Source organism: Mesorhizobium sp. P2_A8 (assembly GCF_056404935.1).
On record NZ_JBFUDB010000011.1, the window covers coordinates 312,533 to 331,287 of the forward strand.

Annotated in this window: 22 protein-coding genes; 15 read left to right on the top strand and 7 right to left on the bottom strand. The window is 64.3% G+C overall.

The window, feature by feature from the left end; translation table 11 throughout:
* Positions 1-23 precede the first annotated feature (23 nt).
* Together AC1D10_RS30885 and AC1D10_RS30890 are read left to right on the top strand one after the other, a co-directional pair.
* Entirely contained in the window at positions 24-473 is a 450-nt protein-coding gene (locus AC1D10_RS30885) for a hypothetical protein (protein WP_477278587.1), read from the top strand.
* Positions 474-508: 35 nt separating this feature from the next.
* Positions 509-1,567 carry a Gfo/Idh/MocA family protein gene (locus tag AC1D10_RS30890; RefSeq protein ID WP_477278588.1) on the top strand — a complete coding sequence of 353 codons (1,059 nt, stop codon included), beginning with the start codon at positions 509-511 and terminating at the stop codon, positions 1,565-1,567.
* A 193-nt stretch (positions 1,568-1,760) separates the two neighbouring features.
* On the opposite strand, the gene AC1D10_RS30895 is transcribed toward AC1D10_RS30890, so the two are convergent.
* On the bottom strand, positions 1,761-2,966 hold the full coding sequence (locus AC1D10_RS30895) for a cytochrome-c peroxidase (RefSeq protein ID WP_477278654.1): 1,206 nt from the start codon (positions 2,964-2,966) through the stop codon (positions 1,761-1,763).
* 246 nt (positions 2,967-3,212) lie between these two features.
* Between AC1D10_RS30895 and AC1D10_RS30900 the strand changes: the two genes are divergently transcribed.
* Complete coding sequence (locus AC1D10_RS30900; RefSeq protein WP_477278589.1) at positions 3,213-4,745, top strand: acid phosphatase; 1,533 nt, start codon at positions 3,213-3,215, stop codon at positions 4,743-4,745.
* A 40-nt stretch (positions 4,746-4,785) separates the two neighbouring features.
* Here AC1D10_RS30900 and AC1D10_RS30905 read toward each other — a convergent pair whose 3' ends face one another.
* Complete coding sequence (locus tag AC1D10_RS30905) at positions 4,786-5,265, bottom strand: Lrp/AsnC family transcriptional regulator (protein ID WP_477278590.1); 480 nt, start codon at positions 5,263-5,265, stop codon at positions 4,786-4,788.
* 108 nt (positions 5,266-5,373) lie between these two features.
* Between AC1D10_RS30905 and AC1D10_RS30910 the strand changes: the two genes are divergently transcribed.
* Positions 5,374-5,907, top strand: coding sequence for an RBBP9/YdeN family alpha/beta hydrolase (locus tag AC1D10_RS30910; RefSeq protein WP_477278591.1), 534 nt, complete (start codon positions 5,374-5,376; stop codon positions 5,905-5,907).
* 92 nt (positions 5,908-5,999) lie between these two features.
* Here AC1D10_RS30910 and AC1D10_RS30915 read toward each other — a convergent pair whose 3' ends face one another.
* Entirely contained in the window at positions 6,000-6,596 is a 597-nt protein-coding gene (locus tag AC1D10_RS30915; RefSeq protein WP_477278592.1) for a DUF922 domain-containing Zn-dependent protease, read from the bottom strand.
* 127 nt (positions 6,597-6,723) lie between these two features.
* Here AC1D10_RS30915 and AC1D10_RS30920 point away from each other — a divergent pair, with 127 nt between their 5' ends.
* From AC1D10_RS30920 to AC1D10_RS30930, 3 genes are all read left to right on the top strand, one after another.
* Positions 6,724-7,200, top strand: coding sequence for a hypothetical protein (locus AC1D10_RS30920; protein ID WP_477278593.1), 477 nt, complete (start codon positions 6,724-6,726; stop codon positions 7,198-7,200).
* Positions 7,201-7,317: 117 nt separating this feature from the next.
* Positions 7,318-7,770, top strand: a complete 453-nt coding sequence (locus AC1D10_RS30925; protein ID WP_477278655.1) for an N-acetyltransferase family protein — start codon at positions 7,318-7,320, stop codon at positions 7,768-7,770.
* Between the two features lie 143 nt (positions 7,771-7,913).
* On the top strand, positions 7,914-9,113 hold the full coding sequence (locus AC1D10_RS30930; RefSeq protein ID WP_477278656.1) for an aminotransferase-like domain-containing protein: 1,200 nt from the start codon (positions 7,914-7,916) through the stop codon (positions 9,111-9,113).
* A 22-nt stretch (positions 9,114-9,135) separates the two neighbouring features.
* Here the strand turns inward: AC1D10_RS30930 and AC1D10_RS30935 are convergent, their stop codons facing one another.
* Positions 9,136-9,390, bottom strand: a complete 255-nt coding sequence (locus AC1D10_RS30935) for a hypothetical protein (RefSeq protein ID WP_477278594.1) — start codon at positions 9,388-9,390, stop codon at positions 9,136-9,138.
* 370 nt (positions 9,391-9,760) lie between these two features.
* On the opposite strand from AC1D10_RS30935, the gene AC1D10_RS30940 reads away from it, so the two are divergent.
* The 4 genes from AC1D10_RS30940 (at position 9,761) to AC1D10_RS30955 (ending at position 12,551) form a co-directional block, all read left to right on the top strand.
* Complete coding sequence (locus AC1D10_RS30940; RefSeq protein WP_477278595.1) at positions 9,761-10,180, top strand: VOC family protein; 420 nt, start codon at positions 9,761-9,763, stop codon at positions 10,178-10,180.
* 62 nt (positions 10,181-10,242) lie between these two features.
* Positions 10,243-10,860: a C39 family peptidase gene (locus tag AC1D10_RS30945; RefSeq protein ID WP_477278596.1), complete on the top strand. Its 618-nt coding sequence runs from the start codon at positions 10,243-10,245 to the stop codon at positions 10,858-10,860.
* A 23-nt stretch (positions 10,861-10,883) separates the two neighbouring features.
* Positions 10,884-11,957, top strand: a complete 1,074-nt coding sequence (locus AC1D10_RS30950) for a D-alanine--D-alanine ligase family protein (protein WP_477278597.1) — start codon at positions 10,884-10,886, stop codon at positions 11,955-11,957.
* Positions 11,958-12,020: 63 nt separating this feature from the next.
* On the top strand, positions 12,021-12,551 hold the full coding sequence (locus AC1D10_RS30955) for a P-loop NTPase family protein (protein ID WP_477278598.1): 531 nt from the start codon (positions 12,021-12,023) through the stop codon (positions 12,549-12,551).
* 114 nt (positions 12,552-12,665) lie between these two features.
* On the opposite strand, the gene AC1D10_RS30960 is transcribed toward AC1D10_RS30955, so the two are convergent.
* Both AC1D10_RS30960 and AC1D10_RS30965 read right to left on the bottom strand, forming a co-directional pair.
* Positions 12,666-12,899, bottom strand: coding sequence for a DUF378 domain-containing protein (locus AC1D10_RS30960; protein ID WP_477278599.1), 234 nt, complete (start codon positions 12,897-12,899; stop codon positions 12,666-12,668).
* A 154-nt stretch (positions 12,900-13,053) separates the two neighbouring features.
* On the bottom strand, positions 13,054-13,173 hold the full coding sequence (locus tag AC1D10_RS30965) for a DUF982 domain-containing protein (protein ID WP_477278600.1): 120 nt from the start codon (positions 13,171-13,173) through the stop codon (positions 13,054-13,056).
* A gap of 619 nt (positions 13,174-13,792) precedes the next feature.
* On the opposite strand from AC1D10_RS30965, the gene AC1D10_RS30970 reads away from it, so the two are divergent.
* Both AC1D10_RS30970 and AC1D10_RS30975 read left to right on the top strand, forming a co-directional pair.
* The gene (locus AC1D10_RS30970) at positions 13,793-14,122 is read left to right on the top strand and encodes a PadR family transcriptional regulator (protein ID WP_477278601.1); all 330 of its coding nucleotides are present in this window, start codon (positions 13,793-13,795) and stop codon (positions 14,120-14,122) included.
* Positions 14,123-14,124: 2 nt separating this feature from the next.
* Positions 14,125-14,490 (top strand): DUF1048 domain-containing protein, encoded by a 366-nt coding sequence (locus AC1D10_RS30975; protein ID WP_477278602.1) that lies wholly within the window; start codon positions 14,125-14,127, stop codon positions 14,488-14,490.
* 30 nt (positions 14,491-14,520) lie between these two features.
* On the opposite strand, the gene AC1D10_RS30980 is transcribed toward AC1D10_RS30975, so the two are convergent.
* Positions 14,521-15,237 carry an SDR family NAD(P)-dependent oxidoreductase gene (locus AC1D10_RS30980; RefSeq protein ID WP_477278603.1) on the bottom strand — a complete coding sequence of 239 codons (717 nt, stop codon included), beginning with the start codon at positions 15,235-15,237 and terminating at the stop codon, positions 14,521-14,523.
* Positions 15,238-15,372: 135 nt separating this feature from the next.
* Between AC1D10_RS30980 and AC1D10_RS30985 the strand changes: the two genes are divergently transcribed.
* Both AC1D10_RS30985 and AC1D10_RS30990 read left to right on the top strand, forming a co-directional pair.
* Positions 15,373-16,305 carry a LysR family transcriptional regulator gene (locus tag AC1D10_RS30985; RefSeq protein ID WP_477278604.1) on the top strand — a complete coding sequence of 311 codons (933 nt, stop codon included), beginning with the start codon at positions 15,373-15,375 and terminating at the stop codon, positions 16,303-16,305.
* Between the two features lie 104 nt (positions 16,306-16,409).
* Positions 16,410-18,398, top strand: coding sequence for an AI-2E family transporter (locus AC1D10_RS30990; RefSeq protein WP_477278605.1), 1,989 nt, complete (start codon positions 16,410-16,412; stop codon positions 18,396-18,398).
* The last annotated feature ends 357 nt before the right edge of the window (positions 18,399-18,755 follow it).

The window sequence follows — 18,755 nt, forward strand, 5'->3', positions numbered from 1 at the left end:
GGCGTCGACCCGGGGGAGGAGCCATGTCCGACACCTATCTGCGTTTCGTGCCATATGACCCGCACTGGCACCCCGACGAGCCGGCGGCCGCCGCAGCCATAAAGGTTGCGCGTGAACTGTTCCCGCTGGCCGAGCATATCGCCGTCGAATTGGAAGAAGGCGTGACGTTCTTTGACGCCGGAGCAAACACGGAAAGCATCCATTGTCCGTTTTGCGGCAGTGACATCGAGGAATGGTGGGGCGACGCGATGGACCAAGCTGCAGCATCGCGCTTCGAAGACCTGTCCGTCACCACGCCGTGTTGCCATAAGCCCGCGTCGCTGAACGATCTGCGCTATATCTGGCCCGCGGCGTTCGGAGTCTGCGCGCTTACGGTCGTCGATCCGGGAGTGACCTCCTTGGCCAGCAAGCAGTTGCGGACGATCGAGCAAGCCATGGGCTCGCCGCTGAAGGCGATCTGGCAGCATCTCTGAGACGGCGAATTCCAATAATCCCCAAGGAGCAAAAAATGCGGCTTTTGATACTCGGCACCGGCTGGATGGCGCAGGAACATGCAAGGCGCTTCAGCGCCATCGAGGGCGTCGACATCGTCGGCGCCGTCGATGTCGATGCGGCGCGCGTCGGCGAATTCGCCGACGGCTTCAACATCCCTAACCGTTTCACTTCGCTGGAGGAGGCGCTGACATGGGGGGAGTTCGACGCGGTGGCCAATGTCACGCCGGACCGCATCCATCATCCGACCACCATGGCGCTGATCGCCGCCGGCAAGCCGGTGTTGTGCGAGAAGCCGCTGGCCGAGAACTTCGGCAAGGCCACCGAGATGGCCGACGCGGCCGAGGCTGCCGGCCTCGTCAACATGGTGAACCTCACCTATCGCAATGTCGCGGCGCTGCAGAAGGCCCGCCAGATGGTGCAGGCGGGCGAAATCGGCACGGTCAGGCATGTCGAGGCGTCCTATCTGCAAAGCTGGCTGGTGTCGAAATTCTGGGGCGACTGGCGCACCGATCCGAAATGGCTCTGGCGCCTGTCGCGCGGCCACGGCTCGAATGGCGTGCTCGGCGATGTCGGCATCCACATCCTCGATTTCGCCAGCTATGGTGCGGCTCTCGACGTCGACCATGTCTTCTGCCGGCTGCGCGCCTTCGACAAGGCGCCCGGCAACCGCATCGGCGACTACGGGCTCGACGCCAATGACAGCTTCGCCATGACGCTGGATTTTTCCAATGGCGCCTTCGGCGTGGTGCACGCCAGCCGCTGGGCTACCGGCCATCTCAACGAGCTGCGTCTGCGCATCTATGGCGACAAGGGCAGCCTCGAAGTGGTGCACAATCTCGACGGCTCGGTGCTCAAGGCCTGCGTCGGCGAGAATGTCGAGAACGCCAGATGGGAAGAGCTCGACGCCGGCATGGTGCCGACCAACTACCAGCGCTTCGTCGATGCCGTCACCAGCGGCGTGCAGACCGAGCCCAGCTTCCGCCACGCCGCCGGCCTGCAAAAGGTGCTCGACCTCGCCGTGGTGTCGGACGAGAAGCGGGCGGAGCTGAGGGCACACGCGGATACGCAGTGAGGGTGGATTCAAGGGCCGGTGGTTGGCGGCGCCTTCGCTTCTCCCACAGGGGGAGAAGGCGACCTCGCGAAGCGAGGTCGGATGGGGGGTGTTCCGGCTTGGCAACGACGGCGATCCGTCCAGCGCCCCTCAACCGTCTCGGCGCTGCGCGCCGATCCACCTTCTCCCACAGGGGGAGAAGGGAAGGCGCGAGTCACTGCTGATCCGCGTCGGTCAGCGTTTGCAGGAAGGCGACGATGTCGTCGATCTCGGGATCGGTCAGCGCCGGCCTGTCGCCGGATTTCTTGCCGAAGGGCGGATCCTGGTTGAGGTTGTGCCAGTAAGCCTTTGGCAAATCGTCGTTTTGTCGGATCGTGCCGTCGGCGTTCTTGGGGTACCAGTGGCCGGGATCGCTGTCGCGGCTGGCGTAGAAGGCGACCGCGTCGCGCAGCGTGTGGAAATATCCATTGTGGAAGAAGCTTTTTCGCAGCGCGACGTTGCGCAGCGTCGGCGTCTTGAACAGGCCGCAATACTCCGCCCGGCCGTGAAAATCGGTGCGCAGCGGCCCGCACAGGCCGAGATCGAAATAGGCGGGGTCGGTGTTGGCCGGGATGGCCGGATTGCGCGGCACGGCAACGGCGATCAGGCCGAAATCGGTGAACTGCGGCGGCTCGCCGTCATTGGCGGGTTCGCTTAGATGGCAGGAGGCGCAATTGCCCTTGGTCTCGTCCTCGAACAGCGCGCGGCCGTGCAATTCCTGTGCCGACAGCGTCGCCTTGCCGGCGAGGAAGGCATCGTAGCGGCTGGAGTAGGGATAGAAGTCGGGCGCACTCTGCTCGAAGGTGCCAAGCGCCTCTGCGGCGGCGTCGAAGGCATCATCCGGGTGGTCGAACACGGTGTCGCCGAAAGCGGCCTTGAAGTCATCGGCGTATGCCGACTTGCGCAATCCGGCGGTGATGGCGGCGGCATCCTTGTTGGCCATCTCGAACGGCGACAGCAGCGGGATCCTGGCCTGGTCGCGGCCGCGGTCGACGCGGCCGTCCCAGGTCAGGCCGCCGGTCGGGCCGTTGTCGATGCTCTCGTCGCCTTCATCCTCGGAATCGTAGAAATGCTCGGTGAAGGCGGGCACCGCCTGGAGGTAACGCAGCGACGGCACGGCGCGCAGTCCGGGCTGGTCGAGATGCGGCCCGCCCATCTCGACCGGTGCGGCCGAGCCGGGGCCGAAGGCATGGTGCGGATCATGGCAGGACGAGCAGGCCTGCTTGCCCGAGGCCGACAGCGACGGGTCGAAGAACATCTTGCGGCCGAGCGCCGTCAGCGCCTGCGCCCGCGCGAAGGCATCCGCCCGCGACATCGGCCCTGGATGGACGCTGCGTGCGCTGACAATGCTTGCGGAAAGGATCGCGGCGATGCCGAGCATCGATGCGGCGATGGCGCATTTCTTCCATTGTCCCGCTGTCATGTCGTCCGGTCCGTTTTTCCGCCCCGGAGTTAAGACCGTACTGCTGCGGATTGATGACCGGCTCACTCGCTCACGCAACCGTGTTTGCAGGACCAGAAAATGTCACAAAGGTGACAAGGCGTCGACCTAGCGTTCGCCCATGGCTCGTCGCTCGCGGCCATGCATTTGCCCCTCTAGCCACCACCCCAGCCATGAGGAATTCCCATGACGCGGCCTTTCACCTCGCTTTGCCTGGCCGGCACCGTGCTGACCTCGATTCCGCTTGCAGCCAACGCCGCCCCGCCCGGCTACGACAAGATCGACACCGTCGTCGTCATCTATGCCGAGAACCGCAGCTTCGATAATCTCTATGGCGGCTTCCCCGGCGCCAATGGGCTGGCCAACCTCTCGGCCGGCCAGGTGCGCCAGCTCGACCGCGACGGCAAGCCGCTGACCGAACTGCCGCCGGCCTGGGGCGGCCTGACTGCCAAGGGCGTGACGCCGCCGATGACCGAGGCGCAATCGGCGCATCTCAGCAATGCCAGCTTCGCCATCGACGACGCCGGCGGCTTCAACGAGAAGACCTCCGTCGTCACGCGCGACCTCTGGCACCGCTTCTACCAGGAGCAGATGCAGATCGATGGCGGGAAGAACGACAAGTTCGTCGCCTGGGCCGATTCCGGCGGCCTGGTGATGGGCCACTATGACGGCTCCAGCCTGCCGATGTGGGCGGTGGCGAAGAAATACGTGCTGGCCGACAATTTCTTCCAGGGCGCCTTCGGCGGCTCCTTCCTCAACCATATCATGCTCGCCTGCGCCTGCGTGCCGGTCTATCCCCACGCCGACACCAGCCCGGTCAAGGGCCAGATCGCCGTCGTTGAGGCCGATGGCACGACGCTGAAGGTCGCCGACAATTCGCCGGCCTCGGCGCTCGGCGGCGTGCCGAAATTCGTCAATGACGGCGCCATCACGCCCGACTTCTATGCCGTCAACACCATGCAGCCGCCCTACCAGCCGAGCGCCAACAAGCCGGCAGAAGGCGGCGACACGGCACTGGCCGATCCGGCGCTGCCGACCACGCTGCCGCCGCAGCACGACATCACCATCGGCGACCTGTTGTCGCTGAAGGGCGTCAGTTGGGCCTGGTATTCCGGCGCTTGGCAGGCCACGCTCGACGGCAAGAACGCGACGCCGGTGCCGAACTTCCAGTTCCACCACCAGCCGTTCAACTATTTCGCCGCCTACGCGCCTGGCACTGCCGCGCGGGCCGAGCACCTGAGGGATGGCGGTCTCGACGGCGCCGAATTCATCAAGACGATCGACGACGGCAAGCTGCCGGCGGTGAGTTTCTACAAGCCGCAAGGCAATCTCAACGAGCATAGCGGCTATGCCGATGTGACGAGCGGCGACCAGCATCTCGCCGACATCGTCGCGCATCTGGAGAAAAGCCCGCAATGGAGCCACATGCTGGTGGTCGTCACCTATGACGAGAATGGCGGCTTCTGGGACCATGTCGCACCGCCGAAGGCCGACCGCTGGGGGCCGGGCAACCGCATCCCGGCCTTCATCATCTCGCCCTATGCGAAGATGGGCACGGTCGACCACACACAATACGACACGACGTCGATCCTGCGCTTCATCACCGCGCGTTACGATTTGCCGGTGCTGTCCGGCATCGCCGCCCGCGACAAGGCGCTGCGCAACAACGACCAGCCACCGATGGGCGACCTGAGCGCTGCGCTCGATCTGAGCCGGTAGAGCGGCTGACTGAACCTCGGTGCGGCGACACCGCTCTGGTCTAGCCGCCTGACCGTCTGATCAGGTCGCGGCCGATCGGCTTTGGTGTCTCGCTGCGCAACACCAGCGCCGTCGTGACCGCGCCATGGCGGGCCACGGCGTCGACGATGGTTTCAAGCTGCGCCGGCGAGGGGACGACCACTTTCAGGATGAAGCAATCCTCGCCGGTCAGTCGGTGCACCTCGGTGATCTGTGGCATCTCGGCGAATTGCTTCAGGCAGGGGCGGATGTGCTCATGCGTGGTGCGCACCCGGATGATCGCCATCATGCCGAGGCCGAGTGCGGCCGGATCGATCACCGCGGTGTAGCCGGCAATGATGCCGCGCTCCTCCAGCCGTTTCACCCGCTCGGACGTTGCCGGCTGCGACAGGCCGACCCGGCGGCCAAGCTCGGACATGCCGATGCGGCCGTTCTCCTGCATGGCTTCGAGAATGGCGATGTCGGTCGGATCGAGCGGCGCGCGCTCATCGCTGTTTTTCATGGCCACCTTGAATCCATCGGAAGTCTAGCGACTTTTCCGATGGTTTCCCATTTTCCGCCGCGAAGCAAGACGCCACCATGCTGCTCCGATAGATAGGAGCAAGGCGACATGACGCATTTCATCATCCTGCCCGGCAGCGGCGGTTCGGGCCCGGCGCACTGGCAGTCGCGCTGGGAAAGCGCCAATCCGGCGATGCGGCGGTTCCAGCCGTCGAGCTGGGACCTGCCGGATTTCACCGACTGGCTGGCGGCGCTGGAGGCTGCCGTGATCGAGGCGCCCGAGCCGCCGGTGTTGGTCGCGCACAGCCTGTCTTGCCTGCTGATCGCCCATTGGCAGAAGATCTCACCGCGCCCTGTCAAAGCGGCCTTGCTGGTCGGCGTTCCCGATCCGACGGCGGCGCTCTTCCCCCGATACGGCATGGCTTTCGCCAACATTCCGCAAGGCCGGCTGCGCTTTGCCTCGCTGGTGGTGACCAGCACCAACGATCCCTATGGCGCGCCGGACTATGCCGAGGCGATTGCGAAGCAGTGGGGCAGCTGCATGGCCGTCATCGGCGCGTTCGGCCACATCAATGCTGACAGCGGCCTGGGCGACTGGCCGGAAGGTCTTGCGCTTCTCGACGGTCTGGTTTCCGAAGCCTAGAGCCCTTTGTTTTGACGCAATTCCGAAGGGAAAGCGCTACGCGCTTTTCCCGGGAAAACCGTTTCACAATTTTTCCTGGAATTGCTTTGGCGTCAGCCGCCATTGACCAAAGCGAGGATCAGCTTCTGCAGATTGCCTCCCTGGCCGAGTTCGACGCGGTCGAAATCGCGGCTCGCCTGCCGCTGCGCCTGTGACAGTTCGGACAGGCGTTTCGTCATTTCGGTGCGGATCTTGCTGCATTTGGGATCGTCGGCAACGCTGAGGCCGACGGTCGCCGCCTCGATCTTGCGCACCATGTCGATGATATCGGCGCCATGTACTCTTTCGTGGGCGCTGACGCCCGCGATGAAAACCTCCCAGTTTCTCTCGATGGCCGGCGGCAGCGGTGCGGAGGGGCTGGGCAAGGTGTAGGTGATGATGAGCTTCGGCCGTGCCGAGACCAGCACGCAGGCTCCGGCCCGCGCCTGATAGTCCCTGGTCCAGGTCAGCTTGAAATTGGTGTGGGCGATGGCGCGGGCCACGCCGAGCTTCGGACCCTTCTCGCCGATCGAGCGGTAGAGCTCCGGCCCAGACTGGCCTGAAATGGCGTAGGTCTCGACCTTCTCGACCGGCTTCCAGTCGGCATGGGCGGCGAGCGGCAAGGCCAGCCAGGCGGCCAACGACAGACACAGACGAACACAGGCTCTCAACACCGCTCTCCGAACAATCAGGACGGGACGCCGCAACGGGCGATGCCACCGAACGGCTTTTCCTATAGAATGCCGGCGGGTACGGCGGCAAATGTCTGAGGGGGAAGTCATGAGATATCTCATCGTCATGGGCGCGGTGGCGGTCTTGCAGGCCGCGCAGCCGGCCTTTGCCGCGTCGTGCAGCGGCTGGAACGCGAAGATGGAGGAAGACGAGGGCGGCAGCGTGCTGACCGCCTCGGTCTGCGGCGGGCCGAAAGGCGATGCGCATCTGATGCTGACCTGTTTCGACACGCCGGTGCTGAGCTTAGACCTCGGCGCCACCGGCCAGCAGCTGGAGCCCGGCATCAGCGGCTCGTTCGACTTCAAGGCCGGCGGCAAGACAGTGACGAAGACGCTGCAACTCGAAGCCATGTACAACTACTTCGTCGTGAACCTGGCCAAAGCCGATCCGCTGCTCGACCTGTTGCGTGGGAAAGGCGATGTCAGCGTCGGTGCCGCCAAATACGGCCAGACCAGTTTTCCGCTGAAAGGCTCGAGCGGGGCCATAGGCAAGGTGCTGGCGCAGTGTGGCAAGGCCGCGCCCGCGGATGGGGATGCGGACTGATTGGTGAGGCCCTGCGGTTCGAAGAGCCGGGTGGCTGAGCCTCGAACGCTTGCTGCGCCAGCCCTGGCCAAAGGCCGTCATCTTGCCGCTGCCGGTGCCTGGCTGTATCTCAACAGCATGATCACCTTCCGCAAGGCGCAAGCGTCCGATCTGCCAGATATCGTCGCGATGCTGGCCGACGATCCGCTCGGCGCCGGCCGCGAGGACGCCTCGGTGCCGCTGGCGCGCGGCTATGTCGATGCCTTCTACGCCATCGACGCCGATCCCAACCAGCTGCTGGCGGTGGCAGTCGACGGCGGCGAGGTGATCGGCACCTTGCAAATCACCTACCTTGCCGGCCTGTCGCGCAAGGGCGCCTGGCGCGGGCAGATCGAGGCCGTCAGGGTCGCCGGCCACAGGCGCTCGGGCGGGATCGGCAGGCTGATGATCGACTGGGCGATCGCGCAATGCCGGGCGCGCAACTGCAGCCTGGTCCAGCTCACCACCGACAGGTCACGAGCGGACGCGCACCGCTTCTATGAGGAGCTCGGCTTCACCGGCAGCCATCTCGGCTACAAGAAGACCTTGTAATGCCCGTCACCAGTCCGGGCCGGCGCCGACTGGCGTATACCGGAAGGCTGTCAGGCTCTATTCAAATTGCCGGGAAGGGCTGATATAGGTCAGTCAGGTTGACCTATATAAAAAATTGTCGCGGGAGGCGCGCCTTGACCTTGATGAACCTGCTGGCTTCGCGCTCGTCGCGCATGAAGGCGTCCGAAATCCGCGAACTCCTGAAGCTGCTCGACCAGCCCGACATCATCTCCTTTGCCGGCGGCATTCCCGATCCGACGCTGTTTCCGGCCGAGGCGATCCGCGATGCCTATGCCTCGGTGCTTGGTGGCGGCGAGGCGGGGGCGGCGCTGCAGTACCAGGTCTCGGAAGGCTATCTGCCGTTGCGGCGCTGGCTGGCCGGGCAGATGGGCAAGCTCGGCGTCGCCTGCGACGAGGCCAACATCTTCATCACCTCCGGCTCGCAGCAGGCGCTGGATTATCTCGGCAAGCTGTTCCTGTCGCCGGGCGACACCGCGCTGGTGACATGGCCGACCTATCTCGGCGCGCTGCAGGCGTTCAACGCCTATGAGCCGCGCTATGAGCGGCTGACGGTCGCCGGCGGCAACATGACGCCGGCGGCCTATCGCGCCGCCGCCGCCGCGAATGGCGGGCGGGCCAAGTTCGCCTATCTGGTGCCGGATTTCGCCAACCCGACCGGCGAAACGCTGAACCGCCAGCAGCGCGAGGCGGTGCTCGACCTCGCCGGCGAGCTCGACATCGCCGTCATCGAGGACGCCGCCTATCGCGCGCTGCGCTATGACGGCGAGGGCGTGCCGCCGATCCTGGCGCTCGACTGCGCCCGATCCGGCGGCATCGACAAGGCGCGCACGCTCTATTGCGGCTCGTTCTCGAAAATCCTGTCGCCGGGCATGCGCGTCGGCTGGGTGTGCGCGCCGCGCCACATCGTCGAGAAGCTGGTGCTGATGAAACAGGCCTCCGACCTGCACAGCCCGTCGATCAACCAGGTGGTGATGCATCGCGTCGCCGAAGCCGTGTTCGACGACCAGGTGGAAAAGCTCATCGGTGCCTACCGCGAGCGCCGCGACGGCCTGCTTGCTGCGCTCGAGGCCAACATGCTGGCAGGCGTGACCTGGAGCCGCCCGGAAGGCGGCATGTTCGTCTGGGCGACGCTGCCGGAAGGGTCCGACGCCACCGCACTGCTGGCGCGGGCGGTGAAGGAGGCGCGCGTCGCCTTCGTGCCCGGCAGCGCGTTCTTTGCCGACGCAACCGGGCGCAACACGCTGCGGCTATCGTTCACGCTCGCCGACCGGCGCGCGGTGAGCGAGGGCATCCCCAGGCTGGCTGCCATATTGAAGGGATAGCCCGGCGCCCGGAGCGGCGTCCTTACGCCGCCACGTTGACCAGGTGGTTGAGAGTCGAGAGACTGGTGCGGGCGAGCTTGCGGATCGGTCTTTCGAAATCGTCCTGGCCGACCTCGACGACGAAGACCAATGTCACGAAGTCCAGCATGAACTCGTCGATGGCCGCCGTGACGTCCTGCGACCCGCCCTTGAAGCGACGCAACAAAGCGTTTGCCTCTTTGACATCGTCGACACCGGCGCTGTCGATCAGCGCTTCGAGCCTGTGAAAACTATCCAATTGGATTCCTCCCTGCTGCGGGACGAAACCTGGCTCCGAACAAAAGGTTCCAGCTGAAACGGGATTGATCGCCTGACACATGGTCCGGCTTCCGAGAACCGACAAACTCGCTGGCGGTTTTTTTCGTTCCGGTGGAACCTCTGCGGCACATAAAAGTTCTCACCATGTCTGATCCCCCGTCAGACATCAGAAAGCTCGGTATCAGCTTTCCAAAGGCCCGCCGGATCCCCCTCCCGGCGGGCTTTTTCTGTTCGAGACAGACCGATGGTGCCATGGCCGGGCGTGTGGCAGGACTGGCGGTTGGCAAGCCCCTGCATTGACGGCCCGCCGTCCGAACCTAAATTCGAAAGCCTTGCGAGGAGGAATTTTCATGGAACTGGATCGCGGCCGGCTCATCGACCATATCCAGCTGGTGGTCAAGGACCTGCCTGCCAGCCGGCGTTTCTACGAGGCGATCTTGCAGGTGCTCGATGTGCCGATCGGTGGTGTCGGCGACGACTATTTCTGGGCCGACGAACTGTTCGTCTCCAGTGCCGACAGCCGGGCGGCGCAGGGAAAGCTCACCGGCCGCCATCATCTCGCCTTCCAGGCAAGGGACCATGCCATGGTCGATGCCTTCTACAAGGCCGGGCTCGCCGGCGGCGGCACGGACAATGGCGCGCCGGGTGAACGCCCCTATCATCCCGGCTACTACGCTGCCTTCCTGCTCGATCCGGACGGCAACAACATCGAGGCCGTCCATCACGGGCCGGCCAAGCGCAGCGCCGCCTCGGTGAAAATCACCTTCTGAGCGGCTTTCCACTCATCGCGTATCCTCGTATACGAGAATCCGAAAACCGATCGAGGAGTCGCATGAGTCCACTGCCTGAAACCGTGCCGTTCTTCAGCCAGTGGGAAACATCAGACATGACCATGGACGTGCTCGCCGAGGGCGCTGAAGTCGCGCTCCGGCGCGATCCTCTGTGGCAGCGGTCGGGGGCTGAGACAGTTGAGGAGTACTCGGTCTGGGCCGCCAACATCTGTGGCATGGCGTGCCTGAAGATGATCCTGGCGACGCGCGGCGAGATCGTTCCGACGATCGAACTGGCCCGGCGCTGCGCTGGATATGGCGGCTATGTCGTCACCGAAGGTTCGATCAAGGGGCTGATCTACGCGCCCTTCGTCAGCTTCGTGCAGGAGGTTTTCGGACTGCAAGCCGAGGTGATGACGAATGTCGCGACATCGGACATTCCGGCGATCCTGGCGCGGTCGCGCTTCTTCATCGCTTCGGTCAGCAGCTCGATCCGCTGGCCCGAGCGCCAGCCGCCCTCGAAGGGCGGCCATCTGGTGCTGGTCACCGCGGCGTCGGACGAGGGTTTCCGCTTCCACAATCCGTCCGGCCATACCAGCGCCACACAGGAAAACGCAGAGTTGGCGCCGGCCGATTTCGACCGCTTCTTCGCCAATCGGGGCATTGCGGTTGCCATTTGATTTTTGACAGTTGAGGGATTTCGATGACGGACAAGACAAGGGTGGCCATCCTCTATGGCGGGCGTTCGGCTGAACATGACGTGTCGCGTCTTTCGGCCGCCAATGTGCTGAAGGCGATCGACCGGACACGCTACGAGATCGTGCCGATCGCCATCTCCAGGGATGGCAGGTGGCTGCTGCAACAGTCCGCCGCCGGCGACGGGGCAGGGGCTCCGGTATCCGAGGACGGTGTGGAGGTCGCGCTGTTGCCCGGCGGCAGGGGCAGGCTGGTCGCCGTGTCGCGGGATGGAACGCAACCTGACCCCGTCGATGTCGTCTTTCCGGTGTTGCACGGGCCGTTCGGCGAGGACGGCTCGGTGCAGGGCTACGCCGAGGTCGCCGATGTCGCCTATGTCGGCTGCGGTATCCTCGCCTCGGCCGCCGCCATGGACAAGGATGTCGCCAAGCGGCTGATGCGCGAGGCCGGCCTTGCCGTTGCCCGCTCGGTCACCTTGCATCGAAACGATGTCAGTTCGTTCCAGGAGATTGCAGGGGCGCTCGGCCTGCCATTCTTCGCCAAGCCGGCGCGCCAGGGTTCGTCCTTCGGGGTGAGCAAGGTGAGTGACAGGGACGGTTTCCGGCAGGCCGTCGAAACGGCTTTCCGCTATGACGGCAAGGCGCTGATCGAGGAGTTCGTCGAAGGCCGCGAGATCGAGTGCTCGGTCCTGCAGCGGGCCGACGGCACGCTGACGGTCTCGCTGCCCGGCGAGATCATTCCGGCCGGCAAGCACGGCTTCTACACCTATGAGGCCAAATATCTCGATGCCGATGGCGCGGTGGTCAAGGTGCCGGCCGATGTCCCGGCCGCGGTCGCCGACAGAGCGAGGGAGATGGCGCGGCAGGCCTTTCAGGCGCTCGGCTGCGAAGCCATGGCGCGCGTCGACTTTTTCCTGCGTGCCGACGGTTCGCTGCTGGTCAACGAGGTCAACACGCTTCCCGGCTTCACCGACATCTCGATGTATGCCAAGGCGCTGGCGGCGTCAGGCATAGGCTACAGCCAGACCATCGACGTGCTGATCGAGCACGCGCTGGCCAGGCATGGGGCGCGAACAGTCTGAGTCTGGCCGGCCGAAATTCAGTCGCCAGGTTGACTACTGTGTCCGGGAACTCGCAAAGCCAAAATGATGCAGCGGATCGTAATTCTCGGAAACGCCGGAAGCGGCAAGTCGACCCTTGCGCGGCAGATCGGTGAGCGGCTGCATTTGCCGGTCGTGCATCTCGACAAGCTCTTCTGGGGACCAGGCTGGAGCAAACCCGAACCCGAAGTTTTCCGGGCACGCGTCGGCGCGGCGGTTGCGGGTGCCGGCTGGGTCTGTGAGGGAAACTACTACCGGCAGACCTTTGATTTGAGGCTTCCCAAGTCCGATCTCGTTGTCTGGCTGAACACGCCTCGCACCACCTGTCTGAGACGTGTGGTCCTGCGCAGCGTGTTGAACCGCCCCCGGCCTGATCTGCCTGCCGGATGCACCGAGCGGCTGGATGCGGAGTACCTGTCGTTTCTCCGCTACATCTGGAATTTCGATCGCGACAGCCGGCCTGCCATCGAGGCGGAGCGGGCAATCCGCGGGCCGCTGGTGCCAGTGGTGAATTTGAGTGGCGCCCGTCAAATCAGCCAGGTCCTGGATTCGCTTGCTCGCCAGCGAGGCTCCTGATTTTTGCAGGACGTGAAGAATGCTTGAAATTCGCCCCCGCGCTTCAGATGGCGGCCGCCTGATCGCCTTCATGCGATGGGGGCGGCGGATTTTCCGCCGCCCCCACCTTACCGGTCACGGATGATGATGGATATGCCGTTCGGCATCGACTTCTCCAACCGTCAAGCTCTGGAAGCCCGGCATAAGCTGCCATATGGCTGCAAGGCCGATGACCAGATAGGCCAGGCGGGCCAGCATGGCGCCCCCGAGGACCGTGCCGATTACGTCGTAGCCCGTTACACCCATGGACAGAAAGTTGAGACCGCCAAGGATGATGAGGGCGAGGGTGGCGAGATTCATGACGCGCATAAACGCCTCCTGATGTTGCCTGAGAAAAGGCGCCTAGTGTTGCCTGAGAAAAAGACGCCTGCAAAAAAACGCCTGCCGTTTCAACCGGTTCCGTTGATCACGAAAATGTGAACGGCCGCCATGGTCCGAACGCGGCCGGCTTGCTCGACCCGGCCTACTCGACCAGGATATGCGCCTCGCGCGCAGCCTCGACAAAAGCCTCCCTGGCGATGTCGGGGGACACGTCGCCACTGGTCGCCCGGCGGCAGGCGCGCAGCGCGGACTGATGCTTCACGCTGCCTGTGTCGCGCCAATGTGTCGTGAAGCCTGCTGGGTATTGGACAGATTGCGGGTGGAACCGGTGACGCCGACGGAAACCACCACGGGTTTGGAGAACCATGCGGTTTGCATTGGAAACCTCGACTGCGTTGCAGCGTTAGAACGCCGCTGGCAGCGTGGGGTTTCATCCCTGCCGATCACTGTAGCGTGAGTGGCCGCCGGCAGAGGCTGACGCATCCGCTGGCGCCGCGCTGCGACCTTCTACCGACGCGACTTGACGCCAACCCTGACGCACTTTGGCTGCCAGACATTATCGCCGGCCGATTTACTGTGGAGACGCACCACGTGCAAAAGCACCTGGAGCGGCCTTTTGGCGCTCATCCGCTGTCGCGCTGGCCGGGGAGCCGCGCGCAACGCGTTTTGGCAAACCTCAGCCCTCGAGAAAATGACGCTCTGCGCTCCCCCCTGTGAGACGACGGACCGGGCGGTTGATGGCCAAGGTGGCGATGGCCAGGGCGTCAGGCGCTGGTCTGCCCCGGGTCAGTGCATCTGGAGGGCACGGGGGTTGACGGCCACTATTCAGTGTTGCTATATACTGGTAGTTAGTAACGCTTAGTAGCTACAGGAGATGTTGCGTGGGCAAGCAGATGACGGAGATGCTGAAGGGCACGCTGGAGGGCATCATCCTCGCGATCCTCTCCGTGCAGCCCGCGTACGGCTACGAGATCACGGCACGGTTGCGGGAGCAGGGCTTCTCCGACATCGCCGAAGGCACCGTCTACGCCCTGCTCATCAGGAACGAGCAAAAGGGCCTCGTCGACGTGGAGAAGATCCCGTCCGAGAAGGGGCCGCCGCGCAAGGTGTATTCGGTCAACGCTCGGGGACGGGAATATCTCGAAGAGTTCTGGAGGACGTGGAGTTTCCTCGCGGAACGGCTCGAGCAGCTTCACACGGAAAGGAAATAGACATGGCCACAGGGTGGATTGAGCAGATCGCAGTGTCGATCGAGCAGAAGAAGCGTTACCGGCACTACAAGGCGCGCACGGCACAGCTTCCCGCGAACTATCGCGCGGCGATCGATGCGCTGGATCGATACCTGATGTACTTCGGGGCGATAACGAAAGGCGACACCCTGGTGTCGATGCTGGAGGATCTCGCGGATCTCTTCGAGCAGAGCGCGGCCATCGGAACCCCGATCCGTGCGATCGTCGGGGAGGATCCTGTGGAGTTCGCCGAGGCGTTTCTCCAAAACTACTCGGAGGGTCAGTGGATCAACAAGGAGCGGAAACGGCTGACCGACGCCATTGATCGTGTCGCGAGCAACGAACCGTAACGGGATGCAGCGCCTTGATCTCGAACAATGTCACCAGGGGAGCGTACGGCCGAGATAATCGAGATATTCCAGGCCCGGTTTTCCCTGCTTCGCGAGAAGCACGTTCACCAAGCTGGGAATGCTCTCCTCGATGCTCAGCCGTCCGTCCGGGCCGCCCAGATCGGTTCGGACCCAGCCCGGCGCCATCACCACCATGGCGCGCGATGTGCCGGCCTGGCGGGCGGCGAAGCTTCTCATGAACATGTTCAGGGCCGCCTTGCTGCCGCGATAGACCTCGCGCTGGCCGGTCTCGTTGTTGGCGACGCTGCCTTGCCCGGATGACATAACGCCGATCAGACCTGTCGCGGGAACGTATGGCTCCAGGCTTTCGATGACACGCATCGGGCTCAGCGAATTGGTGACCATCACCCTGACGAACTCGTCGGTCGTCACATCCGCGATCGTTTCGAACGGGTTGTTGCTCACGCCGGCGTTGACGAACAGCATGTCGAACAGTCTGCCGGACAGGCGGTCGTGCAGCGCCGCGAGCTGATCGGGCTCGCAAATGTCCAGGATCTCGATCTCGACCCTACCGCCATACTCGGCCGCCAGATCGTGCAACAGGGTCCGTTTTCCACCGCCACGGATGGTGCCGACCACGTTCCATCCCTTCTTCAGGAACTCGGCCGCCATGGCATGGCCGAGGCCACGCGATGCGCCAATGAGGAGGATTGTGCGGGCTCGATCGCTCAAAACGGCTGTGGGCATGGGTGAATGTCTTTCGGGTGGTGAGGGTTGACCGCGGATATAAGCAACCACACGCCGGGCGCCAGACGCATCACAATCAAGGTATAGTTGCATCGGGCGCTATGTCATACGGAGCGAGTGGGGTAGGCTCATTGCATGGACAATGCCGATGTGGATCTGAACCTTCTCGCAGCGCTGGATGTGTTGCTCGCCGAGGGCAGCGTGACCGGTGCGGCCCGTCGTCTCGGCTTGAGTACATCGGCCATGAGCCGGACCCTGACCAGGCTTCGGGCAGCGACGGGCGACCCGCTGCTCGTCCGCGCCGGGCGGGGACTTGTGCCGACACCGCGCGCCGCCGAGCTGCGCGACCGCGTCCATGAGCTCGCGCGGGACGTGCAAGCGGTGCTGCGGCCGCAAATCACCGACGTGGACGCCACCTCGCTCGACCTGACATTCACCATACGTGTCAGCGAAGCCTTCCTGGAATTTCTGTCCGGCCCCGTCGTGACCGCCGTCACGCAGGCGGCGCCACGCATCTGCCTGCGCTTTGTCGCCAAACCCAACAAGGATGCGCGACCGCTACGGGAGGGGCTGATCGATCTGGAGATCGGCGTGCTTGGCACCTCCGCGCCGGAGATACGCACTCAGTTGTTGTTCCACGACAGGCTTGTCGGCGTCGCCCGGATTGGGCATCCCCTTCTGGGAACAGTGGTGACGCCCGAAAATTATGCGGCCTGCAACCATGTGGTGGCCTGCAGGGAAGGCGATCCGATCGAGCCGATCGATGCCGCCCTGCAGAGGCTGGGGCTGAAACGGGCAATAAGGGTTATCGTGCCCGGCTACCCGGATGCGATGCGGATCGCACGCCAGTCGGATCTGGTCGCGGCCGTGCCGCGTTCGTGTCTTGGCAACACCATGGCATGCGACCACGCCGCCACGGCGGGTCTTGCGGCCTTCGAAATCCCGCTGCCCGTGCCGGAGTTCAAAATATCGGCGATGTGGCATCCGCGCATGGATGCCGACCCGGCGCATCGCTGGCTGCGCGACACCGTGATGTCCGTGTGCAGGGCAGCGTATCCGCGGCGATGACCTTACGCAGAGGCGCGAAAACCCGCTAGCCAGCCCGTCAACTGGCGAAAGTTGCACGCCGGCTCAATATGCCCGATCATGGCGGTTGGCAGGGGAGAGACCAAGTGGCGGCCAATCGTCGAAACGGCACGGCGTCTCCGGCTCATGGGTTGGAGGACATTCTTGCGGCCGCGGCGCCCCATCCGCGAACGTCGTTGCCCAACGTGGCGACCACCGTCACGACGGTGGCGGCGCTGTATTTCGGGCGCGAGGTTTTCCTGCCGATCGCCATCGCGCTGCTGCTGACCTTCGCGCTCGCGCCGCTCGTCGCGGCGCTCAAACGGGTCGGCATTCCCAGGATTGCGGCTGTCATTGCCAGCGTGCTCGGCGCTTTCGCTGCACTTGCCCTGTTCAGCTTCATCGTCGTCACCCAGGTCAGCGAACTGGCGCAAAACATCCCGGTCTACCAGACCAACATCCTGACCAAGATCCGTTCGCTCAAGGAAACCGGCGTCGGGGGAGGCATCATTGCCAAATTGAGCCGCGTGGTCGAGCGCGTCGGCCAGGAGATCAACAGGCAGGACGCTTCGCTGCCGGCCGCCACGCCGGACAAGCCGGTGCGCGAGCCGGTGCCCGTCGAGATCGTCGCGCGCGAACGGCCGCTCGAAGTCCTGCAGAACATCGTCGGCCCGCTGATAAGCCCGCTCGGATCGGCCGGGCTGATCATCGTCGTAGTCATTTTCATGCTGCTCGAACGGGAGGATTTGCGCGACCGCTTCATCCGGCTCGTCGGCTACGGCGACCTTCACCGCACCACTGAGGCGCTTCGGGATGCCGGCAAGCGGGTGGGCCTCTATCTGCTGATGCAATTGGTCGTCAACATCGTCTACGCCATACCCATTGCCATTGGACTGTGGATCCTCGGCATTCCCAATGCCCTGCTGTGGGGGCTGCTCGCGCTGGCGCTGCGTTTCGTTCCCTATATCGGCCCGGCCATCGGCATGCTGCTGCCGCTGTTCCTGGCGCTGGCCGTGGCACCCGGCTGGTCGCTCGTCCTGTGGACGGCCGCGCTGTTCGTGGTGATGGAACTGGTCACCGGCAATGTCGTCGAACCCTGGCTCTACGGGTCGCGGACGGGGCTGTCGCCGCTGGCGATCATCGTTGCGGCCATCTTCTGGACCTGGCTGTGGGGGCCGCTCGGACTGGTCCTGTCAACACCGCTCACCGTCTGCCTGGTGGTGCTGGGCAGGCACGTGCCGCAGTTCGAATTCCTCGACGTGCTGTTCGGCAACGAGCCCGTACTCGAACCGCATGCGCGCCTCTACCAGCGGCTGCTGGCCGGTGATCCGGAGGAAGCCACCGACCACGCCGAGGAGATGCTGGAAGAGAAATATCTGGTCGAATTCTACGACAAGGTGGCAATTCCGGCACTGCTGCTGGGCGAGCGGGACCGGGTGCGCGGCGTCATGGGTGACGCACAAAGGCGTCAGGTGGCGGCCAGTGCCCTGACCTTGGTGGCAAACCTCGACGACAGCGCACATGAGGAAGCGGCCGAAGAGGATGACCCGGCCGAAGCGGGGGAGGCGGCCGACGATGGCGATACCGCCGGCGAGGACGAGCCGGAGCTGCCCGATGGCACCGGCATGTCGGTGCTTTGCTCCGGCGGGCGTGGCGAACTCGACGATGCCGCAGCCGCGATGCTGGCGCAGGTGCTGGAAGTGCAGGGCGCGACAGCGTTGAAGGCGGGCTTCGCCGAGATGGAACCGGCGAGCATCCGCCGCCTCGAGCTCGAGACCATCGACAGCGTCGTGGTCGGCTTCCTCAACCGGGATTCCGTCAAGCACGCCCGTTTTCTGGTTCGCCGGCTGAAGCGTGCGAAGGCGTCGCTGCGGGTGGGCATCGTGTTCTGGTCGGAGACCGGCAATGACGACAAGGAAGCGGCCGCCAAGCTGGCCCATGACATGAACGCCGATTTCGTCGCGCATGACATGGTAGCCGCCGTGCTGGGCGCGCTGTCAAAAGAGCCGCCGGTTGCCCTCAAGCTGACCGCCAAACGCCGCCCGCGCCGGCAGCGGGCCGTGCCCAAAAAGGTCTCGGCAGCGGCTGCGAGCTAGGGGCAAAACCCGATCACTCCAACGACCGGGTTCGGCCCGTTGCGGAGGTTCAGTTGCTAGCGTCGGATGATGCGATGTGACCCAACGGTGACCTTCATTGTCCGCGTTGCGAATGGCAGCAATGCGCCTCTATGTCGGCCATAGAGGCAAACCGCGCCCGGAAGCAGACATCGCGGGTGACCATGATGGAGGTCGCGGTTGCGTCAGGAGCCGATATTCCGTCGAACATCACCTTTTCGGAATTCAAGGCGAACGCTCGCAGCCGATTTTGTAACGTACCGCATCGGAGAAGGGACTGCTTGCTGCTACCTCTCGCTAGCCAGTGAGTATGGTCTTGCCACTACGCTTTCCTTATAG

Excerpts from the sequence above, each read along its gene's own strand:
- AC1D10_RS30885 (WP_477278587.1), top strand. The coding sequence starts at position 24 with ATGTCCGACACCTATCTGCGTTTCGTGCCATATGACCCGCACTGGCAC.
- AC1D10_RS30890 (WP_477278588.1), top strand. The coding sequence starts at position 509 with ATGCGGCTTTTGATACTCGGCACCGGCTGGATGGCGCAGGAACATGCA.
- AC1D10_RS30895 (WP_477278654.1), bottom strand. The coding sequence starts at position 2,966 with ATGCTCGGCATCGCCGCGATCCTTTCCGCAAGCATTGTCAGCGCACGC.
- AC1D10_RS30900 (WP_477278589.1), top strand. The coding sequence starts at position 3,213 with ATGACGCGGCCTTTCACCTCGCTTTGCCTGGCCGGCACCGTGCTGACC.
- AC1D10_RS30905 (WP_477278590.1), bottom strand. The coding sequence starts at position 5,265 with ATGAAAAACAGCGATGAGCGCGCGCCGCTCGATCCGACCGACATCGCC.
- AC1D10_RS30910 (WP_477278591.1), top strand. The coding sequence starts at position 5,374 with ATGACGCATTTCATCATCCTGCCCGGCAGCGGCGGTTCGGGCCCGGCG.
- AC1D10_RS30920 (WP_477278593.1), top strand. The coding sequence starts at position 6,724 with ATGGGCGCGGTGGCGGTCTTGCAGGCCGCGCAGCCGGCCTTTGCCGCG.
- AC1D10_RS30925 (WP_477278655.1), top strand. The coding sequence starts at position 7,318 with ATGATCACCTTCCGCAAGGCGCAAGCGTCCGATCTGCCAGATATCGTC.
- AC1D10_RS30930 (WP_477278656.1), top strand. The coding sequence starts at position 7,914 with ATGAACCTGCTGGCTTCGCGCTCGTCGCGCATGAAGGCGTCCGAAATC.
- AC1D10_RS30940 (WP_477278595.1), top strand. The coding sequence starts at position 9,761 with ATGGAACTGGATCGCGGCCGGCTCATCGACCATATCCAGCTGGTGGTC.
- AC1D10_RS30945 (WP_477278596.1), top strand. The coding sequence starts at position 10,243 with ATGAGTCCACTGCCTGAAACCGTGCCGTTCTTCAGCCAGTGGGAAACA.
- AC1D10_RS30950 (WP_477278597.1), top strand. The coding sequence starts at position 10,884 with ATGACGGACAAGACAAGGGTGGCCATCCTCTATGGCGGGCGTTCGGCT.
- AC1D10_RS30955 (WP_477278598.1), top strand. The coding sequence starts at position 12,021 with ATGATGCAGCGGATCGTAATTCTCGGAAACGCCGGAAGCGGCAAGTCG.
- AC1D10_RS30960 (WP_477278599.1), bottom strand. The coding sequence starts at position 12,899 with ATGCGCGTCATGAATCTCGCCACCCTCGCCCTCATCATCCTTGGCGGT.
- AC1D10_RS30975 (WP_477278602.1), top strand. The coding sequence starts at position 14,125 with ATGGCCACAGGGTGGATTGAGCAGATCGCAGTGTCGATCGAGCAGAAG.
- AC1D10_RS30980 (WP_477278603.1), bottom strand. The coding sequence starts at position 15,237 with ATGCCCACAGCCGTTTTGAGCGATCGAGCCCGCACAATCCTCCTCATT.
- AC1D10_RS30985 (WP_477278604.1), top strand. The coding sequence starts at position 15,373 with ATGGACAATGCCGATGTGGATCTGAACCTTCTCGCAGCGCTGGATGTG.